Annotated in this window: 14 protein-coding genes; 6 read left to right on the top strand and 8 right to left on the bottom strand. The window is 63.9% G+C overall.

What is annotated here, in order from left to right; translation table 11 throughout:
• Position 1: 1 nt before the first annotated feature.
• Positions 2–454, bottom strand: coding sequence for a MarR family transcriptional regulator (locus RCF34_RS00320; RefSeq protein ID WP_308706357.1), 453 nt, complete (start codon positions 452–454; stop codon positions 2–4).
• 179 nt (positions 455–633) lie between these two features.
• On the opposite strand from RCF34_RS00320, the gene RCF34_RS00315 reads away from it, so the two are divergent.
• Both RCF34_RS00315 and RCF34_RS00310 read left to right on the top strand, forming a co-directional pair.
• Positions 634–1,866, top strand: a complete 1,233-nt coding sequence (locus tag RCF34_RS00315; protein ID WP_308706356.1) for an MFS transporter — start codon at positions 634–636, stop codon at positions 1,864–1,866.
• 89 nt (positions 1,867–1,955) lie between these two features.
• Positions 1,956–2,612, top strand: coding sequence for an ion channel (locus RCF34_RS00310; RefSeq protein WP_308706355.1), 657 nt, complete (start codon positions 1,956–1,958; stop codon positions 2,610–2,612).
• On the opposite strand, the gene solA is transcribed toward RCF34_RS00310, so the two are convergent.
• Both solA and RCF34_RS00300 read right to left on the bottom strand, forming a co-directional pair.
• On the bottom strand, positions 2,609–3,778 hold the full coding sequence (gene solA, locus RCF34_RS00305) for an N-methyl-L-tryptophan oxidase (protein WP_308706354.1): 1,170 nt from the start codon (positions 3,776–3,778) through the stop codon (positions 2,609–2,611). The two genes, RCF34_RS00310 and solA, sit on opposite strands and share 4 nt — an antisense overlap.
• Before the next feature lie 134 nt (positions 3,779–3,912).
• Entirely contained in the window at positions 3,913–4,911 is a 999-nt protein-coding gene (locus RCF34_RS00300) for a fatty acid desaturase (RefSeq protein ID WP_308706353.1), read from the bottom strand.
• A gap of 629 nt (positions 4,912–5,540) precedes the next feature.
• On the opposite strand from RCF34_RS00300, the gene RCF34_RS00295 reads away from it, so the two are divergent.
• Both RCF34_RS00295 and RCF34_RS00290 read left to right on the top strand, forming a co-directional pair.
• Positions 5,541–6,764 carry an acyl-CoA dehydrogenase family protein gene (locus RCF34_RS00295; protein ID WP_308706352.1) on the top strand — a complete coding sequence of 408 codons (1,224 nt, stop codon included), beginning with the start codon at positions 5,541–5,543 and terminating at the stop codon, positions 6,762–6,764.
• 102 nt (positions 6,765–6,866) lie between these two features.
• Positions 6,867–7,001 carry a hypothetical protein gene (locus RCF34_RS00290; protein ID WP_308706351.1) on the top strand — a complete coding sequence of 45 codons (135 nt, stop codon included), beginning with the start codon at positions 6,867–6,869 and terminating at the stop codon, positions 6,999–7,001.
• Between the two features lie 45 nt (positions 7,002–7,046).
• Here RCF34_RS00290 and tauD read toward each other — a convergent pair whose 3' ends face one another.
• The 5 genes from tauD to RCF34_RS00265 all read right to left on the bottom strand — a co-directional run bounded on the left by tauD (position 7,047) and on the right by RCF34_RS00265 (position 11,128).
• Positions 7,047–7,898: a taurine dioxygenase gene (gene tauD / locus RCF34_RS00285; protein WP_308706350.1), complete on the bottom strand. Its 852-nt coding sequence runs from the start codon at positions 7,896–7,898 to the stop codon at positions 7,047–7,049.
• A 10-nt stretch (positions 7,899–7,908) separates the two neighbouring features.
• Complete coding sequence (gene tauC, locus RCF34_RS00280) at positions 7,909–8,724, bottom strand: taurine ABC transporter permease TauC (RefSeq protein WP_308706349.1); 816 nt, start codon at positions 8,722–8,724, stop codon at positions 7,909–7,911.
• On the bottom strand, positions 8,714–9,502 hold the full coding sequence (locus RCF34_RS00275; protein ID WP_308706348.1) for an ATP-binding cassette domain-containing protein: 789 nt from the start codon (positions 9,500–9,502) through the stop codon (positions 8,714–8,716). The genes tauC and RCF34_RS00275 overlap by 11 nt, the downstream gene beginning before the upstream one ends.
• 63 nt (positions 9,503–9,565) lie before the next feature.
• Complete coding sequence (gene tauA, locus RCF34_RS00270; RefSeq protein WP_308706347.1) at positions 9,566–10,552, bottom strand: taurine ABC transporter substrate-binding protein; 987 nt, start codon at positions 10,550–10,552, stop codon at positions 9,566–9,568.
• A 204-nt stretch (positions 10,553–10,756) separates the two neighbouring features.
• Positions 10,757–11,128, bottom strand: a complete 372-nt coding sequence (locus tag RCF34_RS00265; protein ID WP_308706346.1) for a response regulator — start codon at positions 11,126–11,128, stop codon at positions 10,757–10,759.
• A 332-nt stretch (positions 11,129–11,460) separates the two neighbouring features.
• Here RCF34_RS00265 and RCF34_RS00260 point away from each other — a divergent pair, with 332 nt between their 5' ends.
• On the top strand, positions 11,461–12,582 hold the full coding sequence (locus tag RCF34_RS00260) for a mechanosensitive ion channel domain-containing protein (protein ID WP_308706345.1): 1,122 nt from the start codon (positions 11,461–11,463) through the stop codon (positions 12,580–12,582).
• A 346-nt stretch (positions 12,583–12,928) separates the two neighbouring features.
• The gene (gene glgA, locus RCF34_RS00255; protein ID WP_308706344.1) at positions 12,929–14,512 is read left to right on the top strand and encodes a glycogen synthase GlgA; all 1,584 of its coding nucleotides are present in this window, start codon (positions 12,929–12,931) and stop codon (positions 14,510–14,512) included.
• Positions 14,513–14,556 lie beyond the last annotated feature (44 nt).

The raw sequence follows: 14,556 nt of genomic DNA, 5'->3' as shown, positions 1-14,556 counted from the left end.
TTCAGGAGGTCGGGTTGCCTTCCTCGTCCAGGCGACTGCGCAGCATGACCAGGGTCTCGCGCAGATCATCCAGGCCCGCATCGCCCAGAGCGCAGACCTGCCGCACCCGGCTGTTGACCCCATTGGCCTGATCGCGCAGCGTGCGACCCGCTGGTGTCAGTTCGATCGACAGGTTGCGCTCGTCTTCGGCACTGCGGCGGCGGGTGACCAGCCCGGCGGCTTCGAGGCGCTTGACCACGGGAGTCAGGGCACCGGAATCCTGCCGCAGCCGGTTGGACAATTCCTTGAGGGTGAGGCCGTCATGTTCCCAGAGCACCAGCATGATCAGGTACTGCGGGAAGGTCAGGCCCATGCTCTCCAGCAGGGGCTTGTAGAGTTGCGTCATCGCCAGCGAAGCCGAGTACAGGGAGAAGCAGAGTTGCTGGTCGAGGAGCAGTGGATCTTTGGCCGTCATGGGATCTGCCATTACAAAAAGCGTGAGAAGAGTGGAAGGTGCGATCTACCCCAAGCCAGGTCAATAGCCCGGATGGCGCGGGGTCGGTTGCCGGAAACATCCGGTAACTGGCACTGGATTCCGATACCACAGGATGCCACAGTGAGCGGCTGGACATAAATAATAAGGGTAATACCTGCATGGCCGTTTCCTCCGCCACGCCAGCCGTTCCTGGCGAAACCCCCACCGTCGCCCTGGCCGGCGCCTCCCCAATGGTGGCGGGAATCCTGGCCTCCTGTGCGCTGGCCCACCTGATCAACGATCTGATCCAGTCCGTCCTGCCTTCGATCTATCCGATGCTCAAGGACAGCTATGGTCTGACGTTTACCCAGATCGGCCTGATCACCCTGGCCTTCCAGATCACCGCCTCGCTCTTGCAACCCTGGATTGGCTTCCATACCGACCGCCATCCCAAACCCTACCTGCTACCGGCCGGCATGGTCTGTACCCTGATGGGCGTACTGCTGCTCGCCTTCGTCGGCAGCTTCCCCGCGATCCTGGCCGCCTCGGCGCTGATCGGCGTCGGCTCCTCGACCTTTCACCCGGAAACCTCACGGGTAGCCCGCCTGGCATCGGGCGGCCGCTTCGGCCTCGCGCAATCCACCTTCCAGGTCGGGGGCAATGCCGGTACTGCCATCGGCCCGTTGCTGGCCGCAGCCATCGTCATTCCCTATGGCCAGACCCATGTCGCCTGGTTCGCGCTCTTCGCGCTATTCGCCATTGGCGTGCAATACGGACTGTCACGCTGGTATCGCAATCACCTACGCAGCGCCAAGGGTCGCAAGACCGCCGCGGCCAGCCACGGACTATCGCGCGGCCAGGTGACCTTCGCATTGATCGTACTGGCACTGCTGGTGTTCTCCAAGTACATCTACATGGCCAGCATCACCAGCTACTTCACTTTCTATCTCATCGAGCGCTTCGGCCTTTCGGTGGCCAGCTCCCAGCTGCACCTCTTCCTCTTCCTGGGTGCGGTCGCGGCCGGAACCTTCTTCGGTGGCCCCATCGGCGATCGCATCGGCCGCAAGGCGGTCATCTGGTTCTCGATTCTGGGCGCGGCGCCCTTCACCCTCGCCCTGCCCTATGTCGATCTGTTCTGGACCAGTGTGCTCAGCGTCATCATCGGCTTCATCCTGGCCTCGGCCTTTTCGGCCATCGTGGTCTATGCCCAGGAACTGGTGCCGGGCAACGTGGGCATGATCGCCGGGATCTTCTTCGGCCTGATGTTCGGCGTGAGTGCCATCGCCGCCGCCGGACTGGGCAACCTCGCTGACCACCGTGGCATCGAATACGTCTACCAGCTGTGCTCCTACATGCCGCTGCTGGGCGTCATGACCATCCTGCTGCCCTCCACTCGCCGCAAGGCGGCCTGAGGTGCGGGCCACGGGAGCACAAGGCTCCCGTGGCGAAGCGCTTCGCCACCCGCTACGCTGGCCGCCCCCGAGCCTTTCGCCGAGTCGCGATGAAGAGTCCGCTGCACTACCTGATCCGTTACCCCTCCGCCAACTTGCTGTTCATCCAGTTGCTCGGTCTCCTGCTCTACCCCTTGGTGGAACAGGAAGAGCATGGGCGCGCCATCATCGGAGCCTTCGGCATCATCGTCCTCGCCACCGCCCTGCGTATGGTGCGACGAAGCCCGACCATCCAGTGGCTGGGGTTCATTCTCGCCGGCTGCATCCTGGTGCTCACGGTACTGGTGGAGTGGCAGGGCAATCGCCACCTGGTGGTATCCCTGGCCATCCTCGATGCGGTCTTCTACTTCTATGCTGCAGGCAGTCTCATCGCCTACATGATGGAGGACCAGCGGGCGACCACCGATGAACTCTTCGCCGTGGGTGCGACCTTCACCCTGCTGGCCTGGGCCTTCGCCCATGCCTACTCGGCCTGTCAGATCCTGCAGCCCAACAGCTTCACCGCCGCCAACGATCCTCTGGCCGCACGCACCTGGACCGAGCTGCTCTACGTCAGCTTCGCCATTCTCTCCGGCGTCGGCCTGAGCGATATCTACCCGATCAAGCCGATGGCGCGCTCGCTGGTCATGCTCGGTCAGTTCTCCGGTGTCATGTACATCGCCCTGGTGGTCACCCGGCTGGTCACCCTGACGGTGCGCAGCCGCTAGCCGAATCGCGCCAGGCTGAAGCTGCCGAGATCGATGTCGCTTTGCCCAGTGGTCACGCGCTGGGCGAGCGCCTCGCCTAGCGCGGCCGAATGCTTGAAGCCATGCCCCGAACAGGCACTGACCACGGTCACGCCTGGTAAGGCCGGATGCTCGTCGACGATGAAACCGAAGTCGGGCGTGACCGTGTAGGCGCAGACAGCGCTGCGCACGGCGCGAGTGGAAAGACCGTCAACCCACCGCCCCACTTGATCGCCAAACAGCCTGCTCGATTCTCCAGGGAGAAGTGATCTCTCAATATCTGTCGGGGTGGTATTATCGGAGTACTGTTCGGTGGCGACCTTCACGGCATTTTCGCCTGCCAAGGGTGGAAAGCCGTAGAAGAGATCGCTGTCGCCGCTGCCGTGGGCAAGGATGAAGCTCGGGGAATCCGCCGGAAACAGTTCGGGCCTGGCGACTTCGAACCAGTGCAGGGTCTGGCGGCAGACGCGCAGCAGGCGGTCGAAAGGTGCGCCCAGCAATTCAGCGCTCCACATGCCGGCGGCGACGATGACCCGCTTCGCCCACCAGCTGCCTTGCGCCGAATGCAGCCGTACGCCCTGCTCGTCCGTCTCCAGGCGCTCGATGACGGTATCGCCCTGGATCCAGGCGCCCCGTTCGCTTGCCCCCTCCAGCTGCGCCTGGATACAGGCTTCCGGATAGAGATAACCTCCGCCTGGCTCGAAATAGCCCAGGGCATCGTCTGCCACTCGAAATTGCGGAAAGCGCTGGCGAATGGCGGCCCCCTCCCAGGCTTCATGAGGTATCCCGTACTGGCGCGCCAGCTCTAGGGTGGCCCGAGTGAAATCCGGCCGACCATGATGGGAGGTTGCGGTTGCGGTGGCTGTCATGATCAGTACCCCGCATTGCTCGAACAGCCGGACACCCCGCTCCGCTTCCAGCTCACGCCAGAGTTGCTGCGAGCGCAGCGCCAAGGGTACATAGGCCGCGCCCTCGCCTACTGCCTGACGGGTAATGCGGGTTGCGCCATGACTGGAGCCCAGGTCGTGGGGCGGCGCATAGCGGTCTAGACCGGCGACCCTGACCCCACGTTTCGCCAGCTGGTAGAGCGTGGCCGCGCCCATGGCGCCCAGGCCGAGCACAATTACATCGAAGGTGGAGTCCTGCACGCCTATCTCCTTGGAGCGCTAAGGGAGCCGGCACTCTAGCAGAGCCACCAGAGCCGTCTCGCGCAACGCCCTTCCTTGTCGACAAGTTGGTTTGTGAGGTGGCGGCAGGAGCGCGCTGCAGTAAAGGGGTGGTATTACCAAGGAAGACAGGATACGCAGGGTCGCCTCCGATCCGCGGACGGGTGCGCTGAACGCTGCGTGGCGGGATGGAGCGGCGCATCCACGGCCCGCCAGGCGAAACGTCGACCCAGCTCGCGATAGCCGGAAAACACGAAATCACCGCTGCGCGCCTGATAGGCGCTACGCCTGGCGCGGTAGACCCGCGGAAGGAAATACCAGGGCAAGCCTGGCAGATCGTGGTGGACCAGGTGCAGGGTATTGTTGAGAAACAGCCAGCGGAGCGCCCCGCCACTCTCGTTGAGCACACATCTTTGCGCAGGATCCAGCGCCGGGCGGTGCTCGTAGAAGGATCTGATCAGCGCCAAGGCCAGCGCCGGCCAGGCTACCCCCAGCACATAGACCGCCAGGGGCATTCCAGAAAGCCAGTGGATCGCCAGGAGCAGGCCTGCACACAGTGTCAGGTGGATCAGCCAGACGCCCAGCACGTCCCGCTCTCCACGTTGGCAGCGCCGTACTTCGAGCTCCAGCATGCCGTGCAACGACAACACCGGTCCCACCAGGACACGCCCGAGCAAGGTCTTGTCCAGCCAGAGCAACGCACGTCCGGCCTGTCCTCTTCGCTCCCAGACCTCACCATCCACATAGCGGCTCTCGGGATCGAGGTCTGGGTCGGTAAGGTTCTCGCGCCGATGGTGCGCCAGATGGCTGTCGCGATAGAGCGGAAAGGGAAACCAGAGACCGAGGGGTGGATAGGCCAGCAGGGCATTTACCCGGGGCCATCGCGTGGGATGACCATGGATCAACTCGTGCTGCAGCGACTGATGCAGCACGACGACCAGGATCAGCGGTGGCAGGGTCCAGTAGCCAAGCAGCGGCCAGGCCAGGACGAGCATCAGCCAGCTCGCGTAGACACCCGCAACCAGCCCCCAGGTAGGCCACTCGCTTCGGGCGGTGGACGTATGCAGGAGTAATTTGACCAAGCGGCGATGCCGCGTATCGAGATAGACAGTCACCACAGGGCCCTGATAACCAGAAATCAAAGGCGACCCTAGGAAAAAACAATCGAGAAGTGAAATATCGTTAAGGCATTACTTCATGAACAAGATGTCATTCGGCGCTGCCACCCATTCAATAGCCCGATATTCAACGTCTTCCCTCTGTAATTCCTCAGCATCTACCCATCACTCAGACTGGCCATTAAAATCATGAACTTATAAATAATTCTCCATGCCAGGCCAACTGCTGCCGGAGCAACACTTCTAGCGAGCGATAATTCTAGACATATCCTTAGTACTTTTGAAAACTGGCCATTTGCTTTAAGCGCCTTCTAGACTTGAGCCAATTTTGCGCCCATCAAAGTCCGCCATGCTTTTATCCAACAAGATGTTCCGTACTGGTGAGCCTGCCCACCCTTCCCCGATCGAGTCCCGTGCAAGGCCAGCGGGCAAGCGTCGAGACGGGTTAACACCGTCTACCGGTACCGTCCCGTAGCTCAGGTATCGGTCGTGAAACGCTTCGGCCGCCGTCTGCTGGCGGCGATCGCCCTGGTCGGCCGCACCAGCGCAGCCCAGGCCGAGACGGCCCGTCCTGACCGCGCCCGTTTCGCATCTCTCCCGACACCACCAGAAGGATCTCCTTTCCCATGAGCATCATTTCCGCAGGCTGGGGCGCCGGCCCTTCCGCGCGCCACGCCGAACTCTCGGCCCGCTTTCAGCCGCTGTTCCACCGTATCCGCGCGGGTGCGATAGACCGCGAGGTGCAGCGGCGACTGCCGGTCGAGGAACTGGCCTGGCTCAAGGCCGCCGGTTTCACCGCCTTGCGGTTACCGATCGAGTACGGCGGCGCGGGCGTCACCCTGCCGGAACTGTTCGCCCTGCTCATCGAACTGGGCGAGGCGGATTCCAATCTGGTCCAGGCGCTGCGCGGCCACATGGGCTTTGTCGAAGGCTTGCTCAACAGCGATGATCAGGACCGCCGCAGCCGCTGGTTCGCCCGGATCGCCGCGGGTGAAACCCTGGGCCCGGCCTCCAGCGAGGTCGGCGATGCCCGGCGCGCCGAATTCAGTACCCGCGTGCGCCGGGCGGGTGACGCCCTGCTGCTCTCCGGCACCAAGTTCTATACCACGGGCTCGCTCTATGCGGACTGGATCGACGTAGGCGCCACCGACGACGCCGGCAATCGCGTCATGGTCACCGTCCGCCGCGATGCCCCCGGCGTCGAGGTGGCGGACGACTGGAATGGCTTCGGCCAGACCCTGACTGCCAGTGGCACGGCGACCTTCAGCAATGTGCGCATTGAGCCTGCGGACGTGGTGCCGGTGGGCGAGCGCTTCCGTTATTCGCCCGGCTTCTTCCAGGTCTTTCACCTCGCCAACCTGGCGGGCATGGGGCGCGCCATGAGCAGCGAGGTAGCGGCCGCAGTCGCCGTTCGTACCCGCACCTTCACCATCGGTAATGCCGACCGTGTCAGCCAGGATCCACAGGTGCTCGCCGTGGTAGGCCAGGTGCGCAGCGCCGCCTACTGCGCCGGGGTGATCGCCCTGAAGAATGCCGAGGCGCTGCAGCGCGTGCATGACCTCAGGCAGACGGACGACCAGGCCGCCGAGGATCGCGCGGTGGAACTGGCCGAACTGGAGGTCTGCCAGTCGCTCAATGTGGTCACGGACCTGATCATCGACGCGTCCGGACGCCTGTTCGACGCCCTGGGCGCCTCGGCCACGCTGAGACCCCAGGGACTGGATCGCTTCTGGCGCAATGCGCGTACCCTCGCCTCCCACAACCCGCGCATCTACAAGGATCGCATCGTCGGTGACTTCGCGGTCAACGGCACGCCGCCACCGCCGCAGTGGAAGATCGGCGTCGCCTAGGGGCCGAAGCGGCCAGAAATGCCGACGAGGGCCGCCCTGCCCCGCTGTTCGCCACCCCCGGCGATGCTTTAAGCTCGCCGGCTTTCCTCCTGGAGCGGCGTCATGGAAAGGTCGTGCAGCAATCGTCAGGCCATATGGAAGGCCATCAAGGATCCGCGCTTCATCCTCGTCGTCGTGGCGGCGGTGTGCATCGTGCTGTTCTTCGTCCTGGGGCTGGTCGACGTCCTGGGGGCCTGATCTCCCCGCTGAGACGCTGGCCCATCCCTGCCGCGGGATGGGTCATCACACCCTCTCGCCCGGCCCGTATGGACGGTCCCCCAGAATGGTCGCCCGGTGCATCACGCGCCGCTGCGGACGATAGTCGTCACAGGCATAGTGCTGAGTGATGCGGTTGTCCCAGAAGGCCAGATCGCCTGCCTGCCACTGCCAGCGCACCTGGAATTCCGGTCGGGCGGCGTGGGCGAACAACAGTTGCAGCAGCGCCTCGCTCTCCGCCTCTTCCAGCTCGGCGATCCGGGTAGTGAAGCCGGCGCTGACGAAAAGCCCTTTGCACCCGGTTTCCGGGTGCACCCTCACCACCGGATGGCGCACCGGCGGGTTGGCAGCGCGTGCCGCGTCGAAACGCTGCAAGCCTTCTGGCGTATGGCCGAAGCGTTCCAACGGAAAGGATTTGCTCAGGTCATGCCAGGCGCTGAGACCGTCGAGCAACTCGCGAAGGGGCGCGGACAACGCCGCATAGGCGGCGGAACTGCTCGCCCAGAGGGTATCGCCGCCATAGGGAGGCACCTGGCGCGCGCTGAGCAGCGACCCCAGTGGCGGCGTCTGGATGAAGGTCACGTCGGTATGCCAGAGCGCATTGTCGCGCAGGTCGTTCAACTCGGTATCCAGCACCAGGATTTCCTGCTGCTCGGGATGCCTGGGATAGATCGGATGGATGTGCAGATCGCCGAAATGGGCCGCCACGTCCCGTTGCTGGCGCGGCGTGAGCAACTGGTCACGCAGGAACAGCACCTGATGCTCCAGCAATCCTTGGTGCAGCTCGGCGTGGCTAGCCGCATCCAGGGGCTCGCGCAGATCCAGGCCATGGATGCGTGCACCGAGGGCTGGGCTCAGACGTTCGAAGGTGATGGTCATCGCTGCCCCCTTAGTTCCAGCCGGCGTAGCGCCGCTGCAGAGCGCGCAGGCCCAGTTCGATGGACAGGGCAATGCTGGCGATCAGCAGGATGCCCACCACGACCACATCGGTGGCCATGAACTGGGCGGCTGACTGCACCATGAAGCCCAGCCCCCGATTGGCGGCGATGAGTTCAGCGGCCACCAGGGTCGACCAGCCCACGCCCAAGGCGATACGCAGACCGGTGAGGATGTCCGGCAAGGCACTGGGAAGGATGACGTGACGCACCACCTGCCCTCGCGAGGCGCCCAGGCAACGCACGGCCTGGAGTCGAGCCTGATCGACCCGGCGCACCCCACCCACGGTGGCGATCAGCAAGGGCGCGAACAGCGCCAGATAGATCAGCAGTACCTTGGACAGCTCGCCGATGCCGAACCAGATCACCATCAGCGGCAGGTAGGCCAGCGGCGGAATCGGACGATAGAACTCCACCAGTGGATCCAGCGCGGCATTCAGCGTCGGGTTGAGGCCCATAGCGATCCCCAGGGGTACCGCGGTCAGCACGGCGGCTAGCAGCGCAGCCAGCACTCGCAGCAGGCTGGTGCCCAGGTGCTGCCAGAGACTGGCGTCCAGATAACCCTCGGCGAGCAACCCCTGCAAGGCGACCAGCAGTTGTTCGGGAGATGGGAGGAACAGGGTATCCACCCAACCCAGGTGGGTCGCGCTCCACCAGAGCGTCGCCACGCCAACCAGAGTACCCAGCGCTGCCACGCGGCGGCGGTCCAGGTGCAGCCGACGGCGTTCCCGGGTATCCCGGAGGGAGGTTGCCAGGGTGTCAGAGGACATGATCGGGAGACTCCTGTAGAAAGAGGTCGAGCAGCTCCTGGCGCAACTCGGCGAAGCGGGGATCGGCCTTGATCTCGCGGACGGGCTCCCCCGCCAGATAGCGGCGGGCGAAAGGCACCGGCAGGCGGCGAACGATCTGCGCGGGCGGCCCGTCCAGCACCAGGAGCTCGGTCGCCAGGAACAGCGCCTCGTCGACGCTATGGGTAATGAGGAACAGGCCCTTTCCCGTGCGTTTCCACACGTCCAGCAACAGCACCTGCATGCGTTCCCGGGTCAGGGCATCGAGGGCGCCGAAGGGCTCGTCCAGCAGGAGGAAATCCGGATCCACCGCCAGGGCACGGGCAAGACCCAGGCGTTGGCGCTGACCACCGGACAGCTCGCCGATGGCGTGCTCGGCATGGTGCGCCAACCCCACCAGTTCGAGCATCTCGCGGGCCCTGGCCTCGCGTTCCCGGCGACCCAGCCCACGCAAGCGCAGGCCCAGGGCGACGTTATCGAGCGCATCGAGCCAGGGCATCAGGGCATCGTCCTGGAACACCACGCCGCGTTCGCCGCCCGGCCCCTCAAGGGTCCGGCCATCGAGCTGCACGCGCCCTTCATCCAGGGATTGGAAACCGGCGAGCACGTTGAGCAGGCTGGATTTGCCACAGCCGGATGGACCGAGGGCGACCAGGGAGGCACCCTTCTCCACCGCGAGGTCGAGACGCTGCAGGATCGGTTGACGACGGCCACCGCGGACGAATCCGAGGCTGGCCTGTTCCAGGGTGAGTCGACTCATGACCGGCTCCTGTCGGAAAAAAGCTCCTCCGGAGAGGGGCGAATCGCGGCGTGAAAGGGATCGTCATTGGGCCTTGCGGACGTACTCGGCGCTGACATAGGGCGAGTAGTCGTCGAGCACCGTGGGAATACGCTTCTGTTCCTTGAGGAATTCGGCGGTGCGGGCGATGGCCTTGGCCGTGCCGCCACCGAGCAGATCCGGCCCGAGTTGCGCCTGGGCATCCGGATAACGCGAGCCGGCCAGTAATTCAGGGACGTCCGCGGCGTCCGCGCCAGTCAGCCGGGCGATCTTCCTGGCCTGCTCGGAGTGCGCATCCCACGCCTTGCCATGGGCCTGGTAGTCGGCGAAGGCCTGCAAGGTGACCTTGGCGTACTGGGCGATGATGTCGGGATGCTTTTCAGCGAAGTCCTTGCGCGCCACCCAGACCTCGAAGGTCGGCGTGCCCCACCTGCCCACCTGGGCCGCATCGGCGAGGACCTTGCCGTTCTTCTTGATCTCGCCCAGTGCGGGTGACCAGACGAAGGCGCCATCGATGTCACCGCGGCGCCAAGCGGCGGCGATCTCGGTGGGATTGAGGTTGACGATCTTGACCTTGGTCGGATCCACACCCCAGTGCTTGAGGGCTCCCAGCAGGCTGTAGTGCGACGTGGAGACGAAGGGTGTGGCGATGGTCTTGCCGACCAGTTGCTCGGGTGTGTCGATCCCGCTGCCATCGCGTACGACCAGGGCTTCGGCGGAATCGATCTGCGCGGAGACGATGAACGTCACCAGCGGCAGCTTGCGCGAGGTGGCCGCCGCCAGCGGGCTGGAACCGAGATTGCCGATCTGCAAATCACCCGACGCCAGCGCGGCGACGACCTCGGGACCGCTATTGAAACGACGCCAGTCGATCTTCTGGCCAATCGCCTGGTCGTAGCGGCCATCGGCCTGGGCGACCTTGGAGGGATCGACACCCGTCTGGTAGCCGACCACCAGCTCGGCAGCGGTCGCCTGTCCTGCGAGCGTGGCCAGGCCTACGGCCAGGGCCAGGGATTTGATGAGCGAATTCATGAGGCCTCCTTGTCGGCAGGCACGCCGGGGCGCGCCCTCGGCATCGACTCGATGCCTGGAGGAGGCGAAGCTAAACGATCTAAGGATCGTCAGATAAATAACGAAATGGAATCAGCTTAGGCGGGGTGCTGGAGGATTACAGACACCATCCGCTTCCATCCCAGGGAAGACCACGGCCTGGAACCAGGCCGCGGAAGGCGGCAATCAGCCTTTGCGCTGATTGAGGAAGCGGAAGCAGCCGGCCAGCAGATCGTCAAAGCGCCAGGGCTTGGGGAGATAGTAGATATCCGGGGCGCGCTCGGGCTGGAGTTCTTCGAAATAACCCGAAGAGACGATGATGGGCAGACCCGGCAGCTGCTGCTTGACGCGGCGCGCCAGCTCCAGGCCGTCGATAGCGCCCGGCATGCGGACGTCGGTGATCAGCAGATCCGGCGTCGGACGCGCATTCGACAGGTATTCCCAGGCTTGGTCCGCGGTACCGAAGGTATGCACCTGAAAGCCTTCGCCTTCGAGCACCTCTTCCATCAGCCCGAGCAACATGTTCTCGTCTTCGACAACCACTACCACTGGCTTCATAAATCCGTCTCGATCTCCGCAGGTCCGCCATCTGACTGGACGTATCTCGTTGGGGCGCGAATTCTACTCCTATCCTGCGTTCGCTGCGCAGTCTCCTCTGAGCTTAGACGCGAGGTGCGACATCCTGCCCCACTGATCGACCGAAAAGTCTGCCGTGAGTCAGAAGAGTTTTTCTTCAGGGGTGGTATTAAAGAGCAACGCGTTTTGTCAAACCCTCGGGGAACCGTGGCGGAGCACCTCAGTCGGAAAACAGGTATCTCGAAAGGCTTCCCGCGATTCCGACGCGTCAGCTTTTCAGGATCCCGGGGAGCCGTCTGCCTGAGGAAATGCGCATGACGGCCATCGACTGGACAGGTTGGCTCAACGCCCCCTGGATCACCACGCTGATCGCGGCAGGGGTCGCCCTGCTGATCAGCACCATCCTCCTGATGCTGGCGTTCGCGGCCATTCGCCGGCTGGCCAACCCCTTCCTGTTGGCGCGCAACCTGGTGAAATACGCCGAGAAGCCGGCGCGGCTGGCGGTACCCCTGGTGGTGCTGCAAGGTGTCTGGAATTCCGCACCCGATGCCCTGCCGCTGTTGCGCGCGGTACAGCACATCACCGGTCTGCTGAGTATCGCTGCCTTCACCTGGCTGGGTCTCAGGGCGGTCAAGGCCGTTGGAGCGACCATCGCCCTGCGCAATCCCGTGGATGTGGTGGACAACCTGCGAGCGCGGCGTATCCAGACGCAGAATCGGGTACTGGTACGCAGCCTCAGCTTCATCGTGCTGCTGGTAGGTATCGCCCTGATGCTGATGACCTTCCCCGCGGTTCGCCAGGTGGGTGCCAGTCTACTCGCCTCCGCCGGTGTCGCCGGCCTGGTTGCGGGTATCGCCGCGCGCCCGGTACTCGGCAATCTCATCGCCGGTCTGCAAATCGCCGTGACGCAGCCGATCCGACTGGACGACGTGGTCATCGTCGAGGGGGAATGGGGCCGAGTGGAAGAGATCACCGGCACCTACGTGGTGGTACGCATCTGGGACGACCGTCGCCTGGTCGTTCCTCTGCAATACTTCATCGAGACACCCTTCCAGAACTGGACGCGCTCTTCCTCCAGCCTGATCGGATCGGTTTTCATATGGGTTGACTATTCCCTGCCCCTGGCACCGATCCGCACCGAATTGGAACGCGCCTGTGCCGAGGTGCCCCATTTGTGGGACGAGCGTGTCTGCGTGCTGCAGGTGACCGATGCCGCCCACGATTCCATCCAGATCAGGGTGCTGGTGAGCTCGGGCGATTCATCCAGGAACTGGGACCTGCGCTGCTTCGTGCGGGAACGGCTGATCACCTACATCAATCGTGAATTTCCCCTTTGCCTGCCCAAGCTGCGAACCGAACTGGGACGTCGCGATGCGCTTCCCACACCACGATCCGACGAAAGGCACGAGCCGGCGGTACGCCAGCCAGAAGTCTGATTTATCGGCCAATTGCCTCGATCTGGCGGCCATTAAGCGGTTCACCAGCGGTCTAGTCCTTAGCATACCAAGCATGAGCGCCCGCTTTCGGGCATGCATCTGGCAATACGAAGCAGGACCGCAACATTCGAGCGGGAAACTTGTGACGTTGTCCGAGAGTCAGTGCGAGAGCAATCTGGAAATCCGCGAAGCAGTTCTCGCCTAGATCCAGACATCTCAGAAGAGGTGACCGGCAAAAAGGCTGTAGCAGCTCGGCTGTAGGCGTTTTTGAACCAGGAGCACCGAGCTTCAGGAAGAAGCAATCAGGTAAACCTCAGTCTCGAACTTGCTGCATTGGGAGCGCACCATGGCAAATGCCGTCGTGGGGAAATTTGGGGCTCTGGAGCCCGTTGAAACTGCCACTCGTTCCACCAGATCCAGCTCTCCTCGCAAGCGCACGGATGAGCCTCAGCTGACGCTGAGCTCCGTTGTCGAAAGCCGCAAACGCATTCTTTTCGTGACCCCGGAAATTTCCGACTTCGTCAAGGCCGGTGGCCTGGGCGAGGTTTCCGGCGCGCTGCCCCGCGCACTCGCCGCCTCCCATGACGTCCGGGTGCTGATCCCCGGCTATCGTCAGGTGATGGCCGCCATCAAGGACCGCGTCCAGATGGTCGGCCGCATCGCCGCCCGTGCTGCGATGCCGGCCTGCGAGATCGGCCGCGTCAACCTGGAAGATGGCCTGGTCGTCTATGTGCTGATCTGCCCCGAGCTCTATGAGCGTCCGGGCAATCCCTACGGCGACCTGAACGGCGCCGATTGGACCGACAACCATATCCGCTTCGGTCGTCTGGCCAGTGCGGCCGCCGATTTCGCCCTGGGCGACGCCTCCATTCGCTGGGTTCCGGACCTGCTGCACCTCAACGACTGGCAAACCGGCCTCGCCGCCGGCTACCTACGCTGGAAGGGTGCTAGCACCCCTTGCCTGACCACCATCCACAACCTGGCCTACCAGGGTCTGTTCCCTGCCTCGGTCATGGCCGATCTGGACATTCCCGCCCACGCCTTCCAGATGGAAGGCCTCGAGTTCTGGGGCAAGGTCTCCTTTCTCAAGGCGGGCCTGGTCTATGCCGACCATATCACCACGGTCAGCCACACCTATGCGCACGAGATCACCACGCCCGAGTTCGGGTGCGGCCTGGAAGGGTTGTTGCAGGTCAAGGCACGGGCAGGCAAGCTGACCGGCCTTCTCAACGGCATCGACGATGGCTGGAGCGCCTGCAGTGATCCGCACCTGTGCCAGCAGTTCACCGAATCCGACTGGGACGGCAAGGCGGTCAACGCTACGCGCATTCGCGAGGAATTCGGCCTGGAACCATCCAATGGTCCGCTGTTCGCGGTGGTCTCGCGCCTGGTTCAGCAGAAAGGCATCGACTTGACCATCCAGGCCGCCGATCACATCGTTGCCCGCGGCGGTCAGCTGATGATCATCGGCTGTGGCGAGCCGCACATCGAGCGTCAGGTGCGGGCCCTGGCCTTGCGCTACCCCGGTCGCGTCAGCGCCCACATCGGCTTCTGCGAAACCGAAGCGCGGCGCATGTACGCCGGTAGCGATTTCCTGCTGATGCCTTCGCGCTTCGAGCCTTGCGGCCTGAGCCAGATGTACGCCCAGCGTTTCGCCTCCCTGCCGATCGCCACCCGCACCGGGGGTCTGGCCGACAGCATCGAGGACGGCACCACCGGCTTCCTGTTCGCCCCGCTGTCGCTGGAAAACTACCTTGGCGCCATCGACCGCGCCCTGGGTGTGTTCGAACGTCAGGACCTGCTGCTGGCCATGCGTCACCGGGCCATGCAGGGCCCGTTCTTCTGGTCCGAATGTGCCAAGCCCTATGCCTCGCTGTACCTCGATCTGCTTCAGGCCACCGCTCACCAGGAGCGTCAGGTCGGCGCCTGAGGCGCAACCTGACTACCAAGCGCTTTTCCTTCGCCAAAAGGCCG

The sequence above is a fragment of the Pseudomonas sp. 102515 genome (genome assembly GCF_031085165.1).
Lineage (GTDB): Bacteria > Pseudomonadota > Gammaproteobacteria > Pseudomonadales > Pseudomonadaceae > Chryseomonas.
This window is presented reverse-complemented; position numbering and strand designations above follow the sequence as displayed.

Excerpts from the sequence above, each read along its gene's own strand:
- RCF34_RS00320 (WP_308706357.1), bottom strand. The coding sequence starts at position 454 with ATGACGGCCAAAGATCCACTGCTCCTCGACCAGCAACTCTGCTTCTCC.
- RCF34_RS00315 (WP_308706356.1), top strand. The coding sequence starts at position 634 with ATGGCCGTTTCCTCCGCCACGCCAGCCGTTCCTGGCGAAACCCCCACC.
- RCF34_RS00265 (WP_308706346.1), bottom strand. The coding sequence starts at position 11,128 with ATGAAGCCAGTGGTAGTGGTTGTCGAAGACGAGAACATGTTGCTCGGG.
- tauC (WP_308706349.1), bottom strand. The coding sequence starts at position 8,724 with ATGTCCTCTGACACCCTGGCAACCTCCCTCCGGGATACCCGGGAACGC.
- RCF34_RS00260 (WP_308706345.1), top strand. The coding sequence starts at position 11,461 with ATGACGGCCATCGACTGGACAGGTTGGCTCAACGCCCCCTGGATCACC.
- RCF34_RS00310 (WP_308706355.1), top strand. The coding sequence starts at position 1,956 with ATGAAGAGTCCGCTGCACTACCTGATCCGTTACCCCTCCGCCAACTTG.
- tauD (WP_308706350.1), bottom strand. The coding sequence starts at position 7,898 with ATGACCATCACCTTCGAACGTCTGAGCCCAGCCCTCGGTGCACGCATC.
- RCF34_RS00295 (WP_308706352.1), top strand. The coding sequence starts at position 5,541 with ATGAGCATCATTTCCGCAGGCTGGGGCGCCGGCCCTTCCGCGCGCCAC.
- tauA (WP_308706347.1), bottom strand. The coding sequence starts at position 10,552 with ATGAATTCGCTCATCAAATCCCTGGCCCTGGCCGTAGGCCTGGCCACG.
- RCF34_RS00275 (WP_308706348.1), bottom strand. The coding sequence starts at position 9,502 with ATGAGTCGACTCACCCTGGAACAGGCCAGCCTCGGATTCGTCCGCGGT.
- RCF34_RS00290 (WP_308706351.1), top strand. The coding sequence starts at position 6,867 with ATGGAAAGGTCGTGCAGCAATCGTCAGGCCATATGGAAGGCCATCAAG.
- glgA (WP_308706344.1), top strand. The coding sequence starts at position 12,929 with ATGGCAAATGCCGTCGTGGGGAAATTTGGGGCTCTGGAGCCCGTTGAA.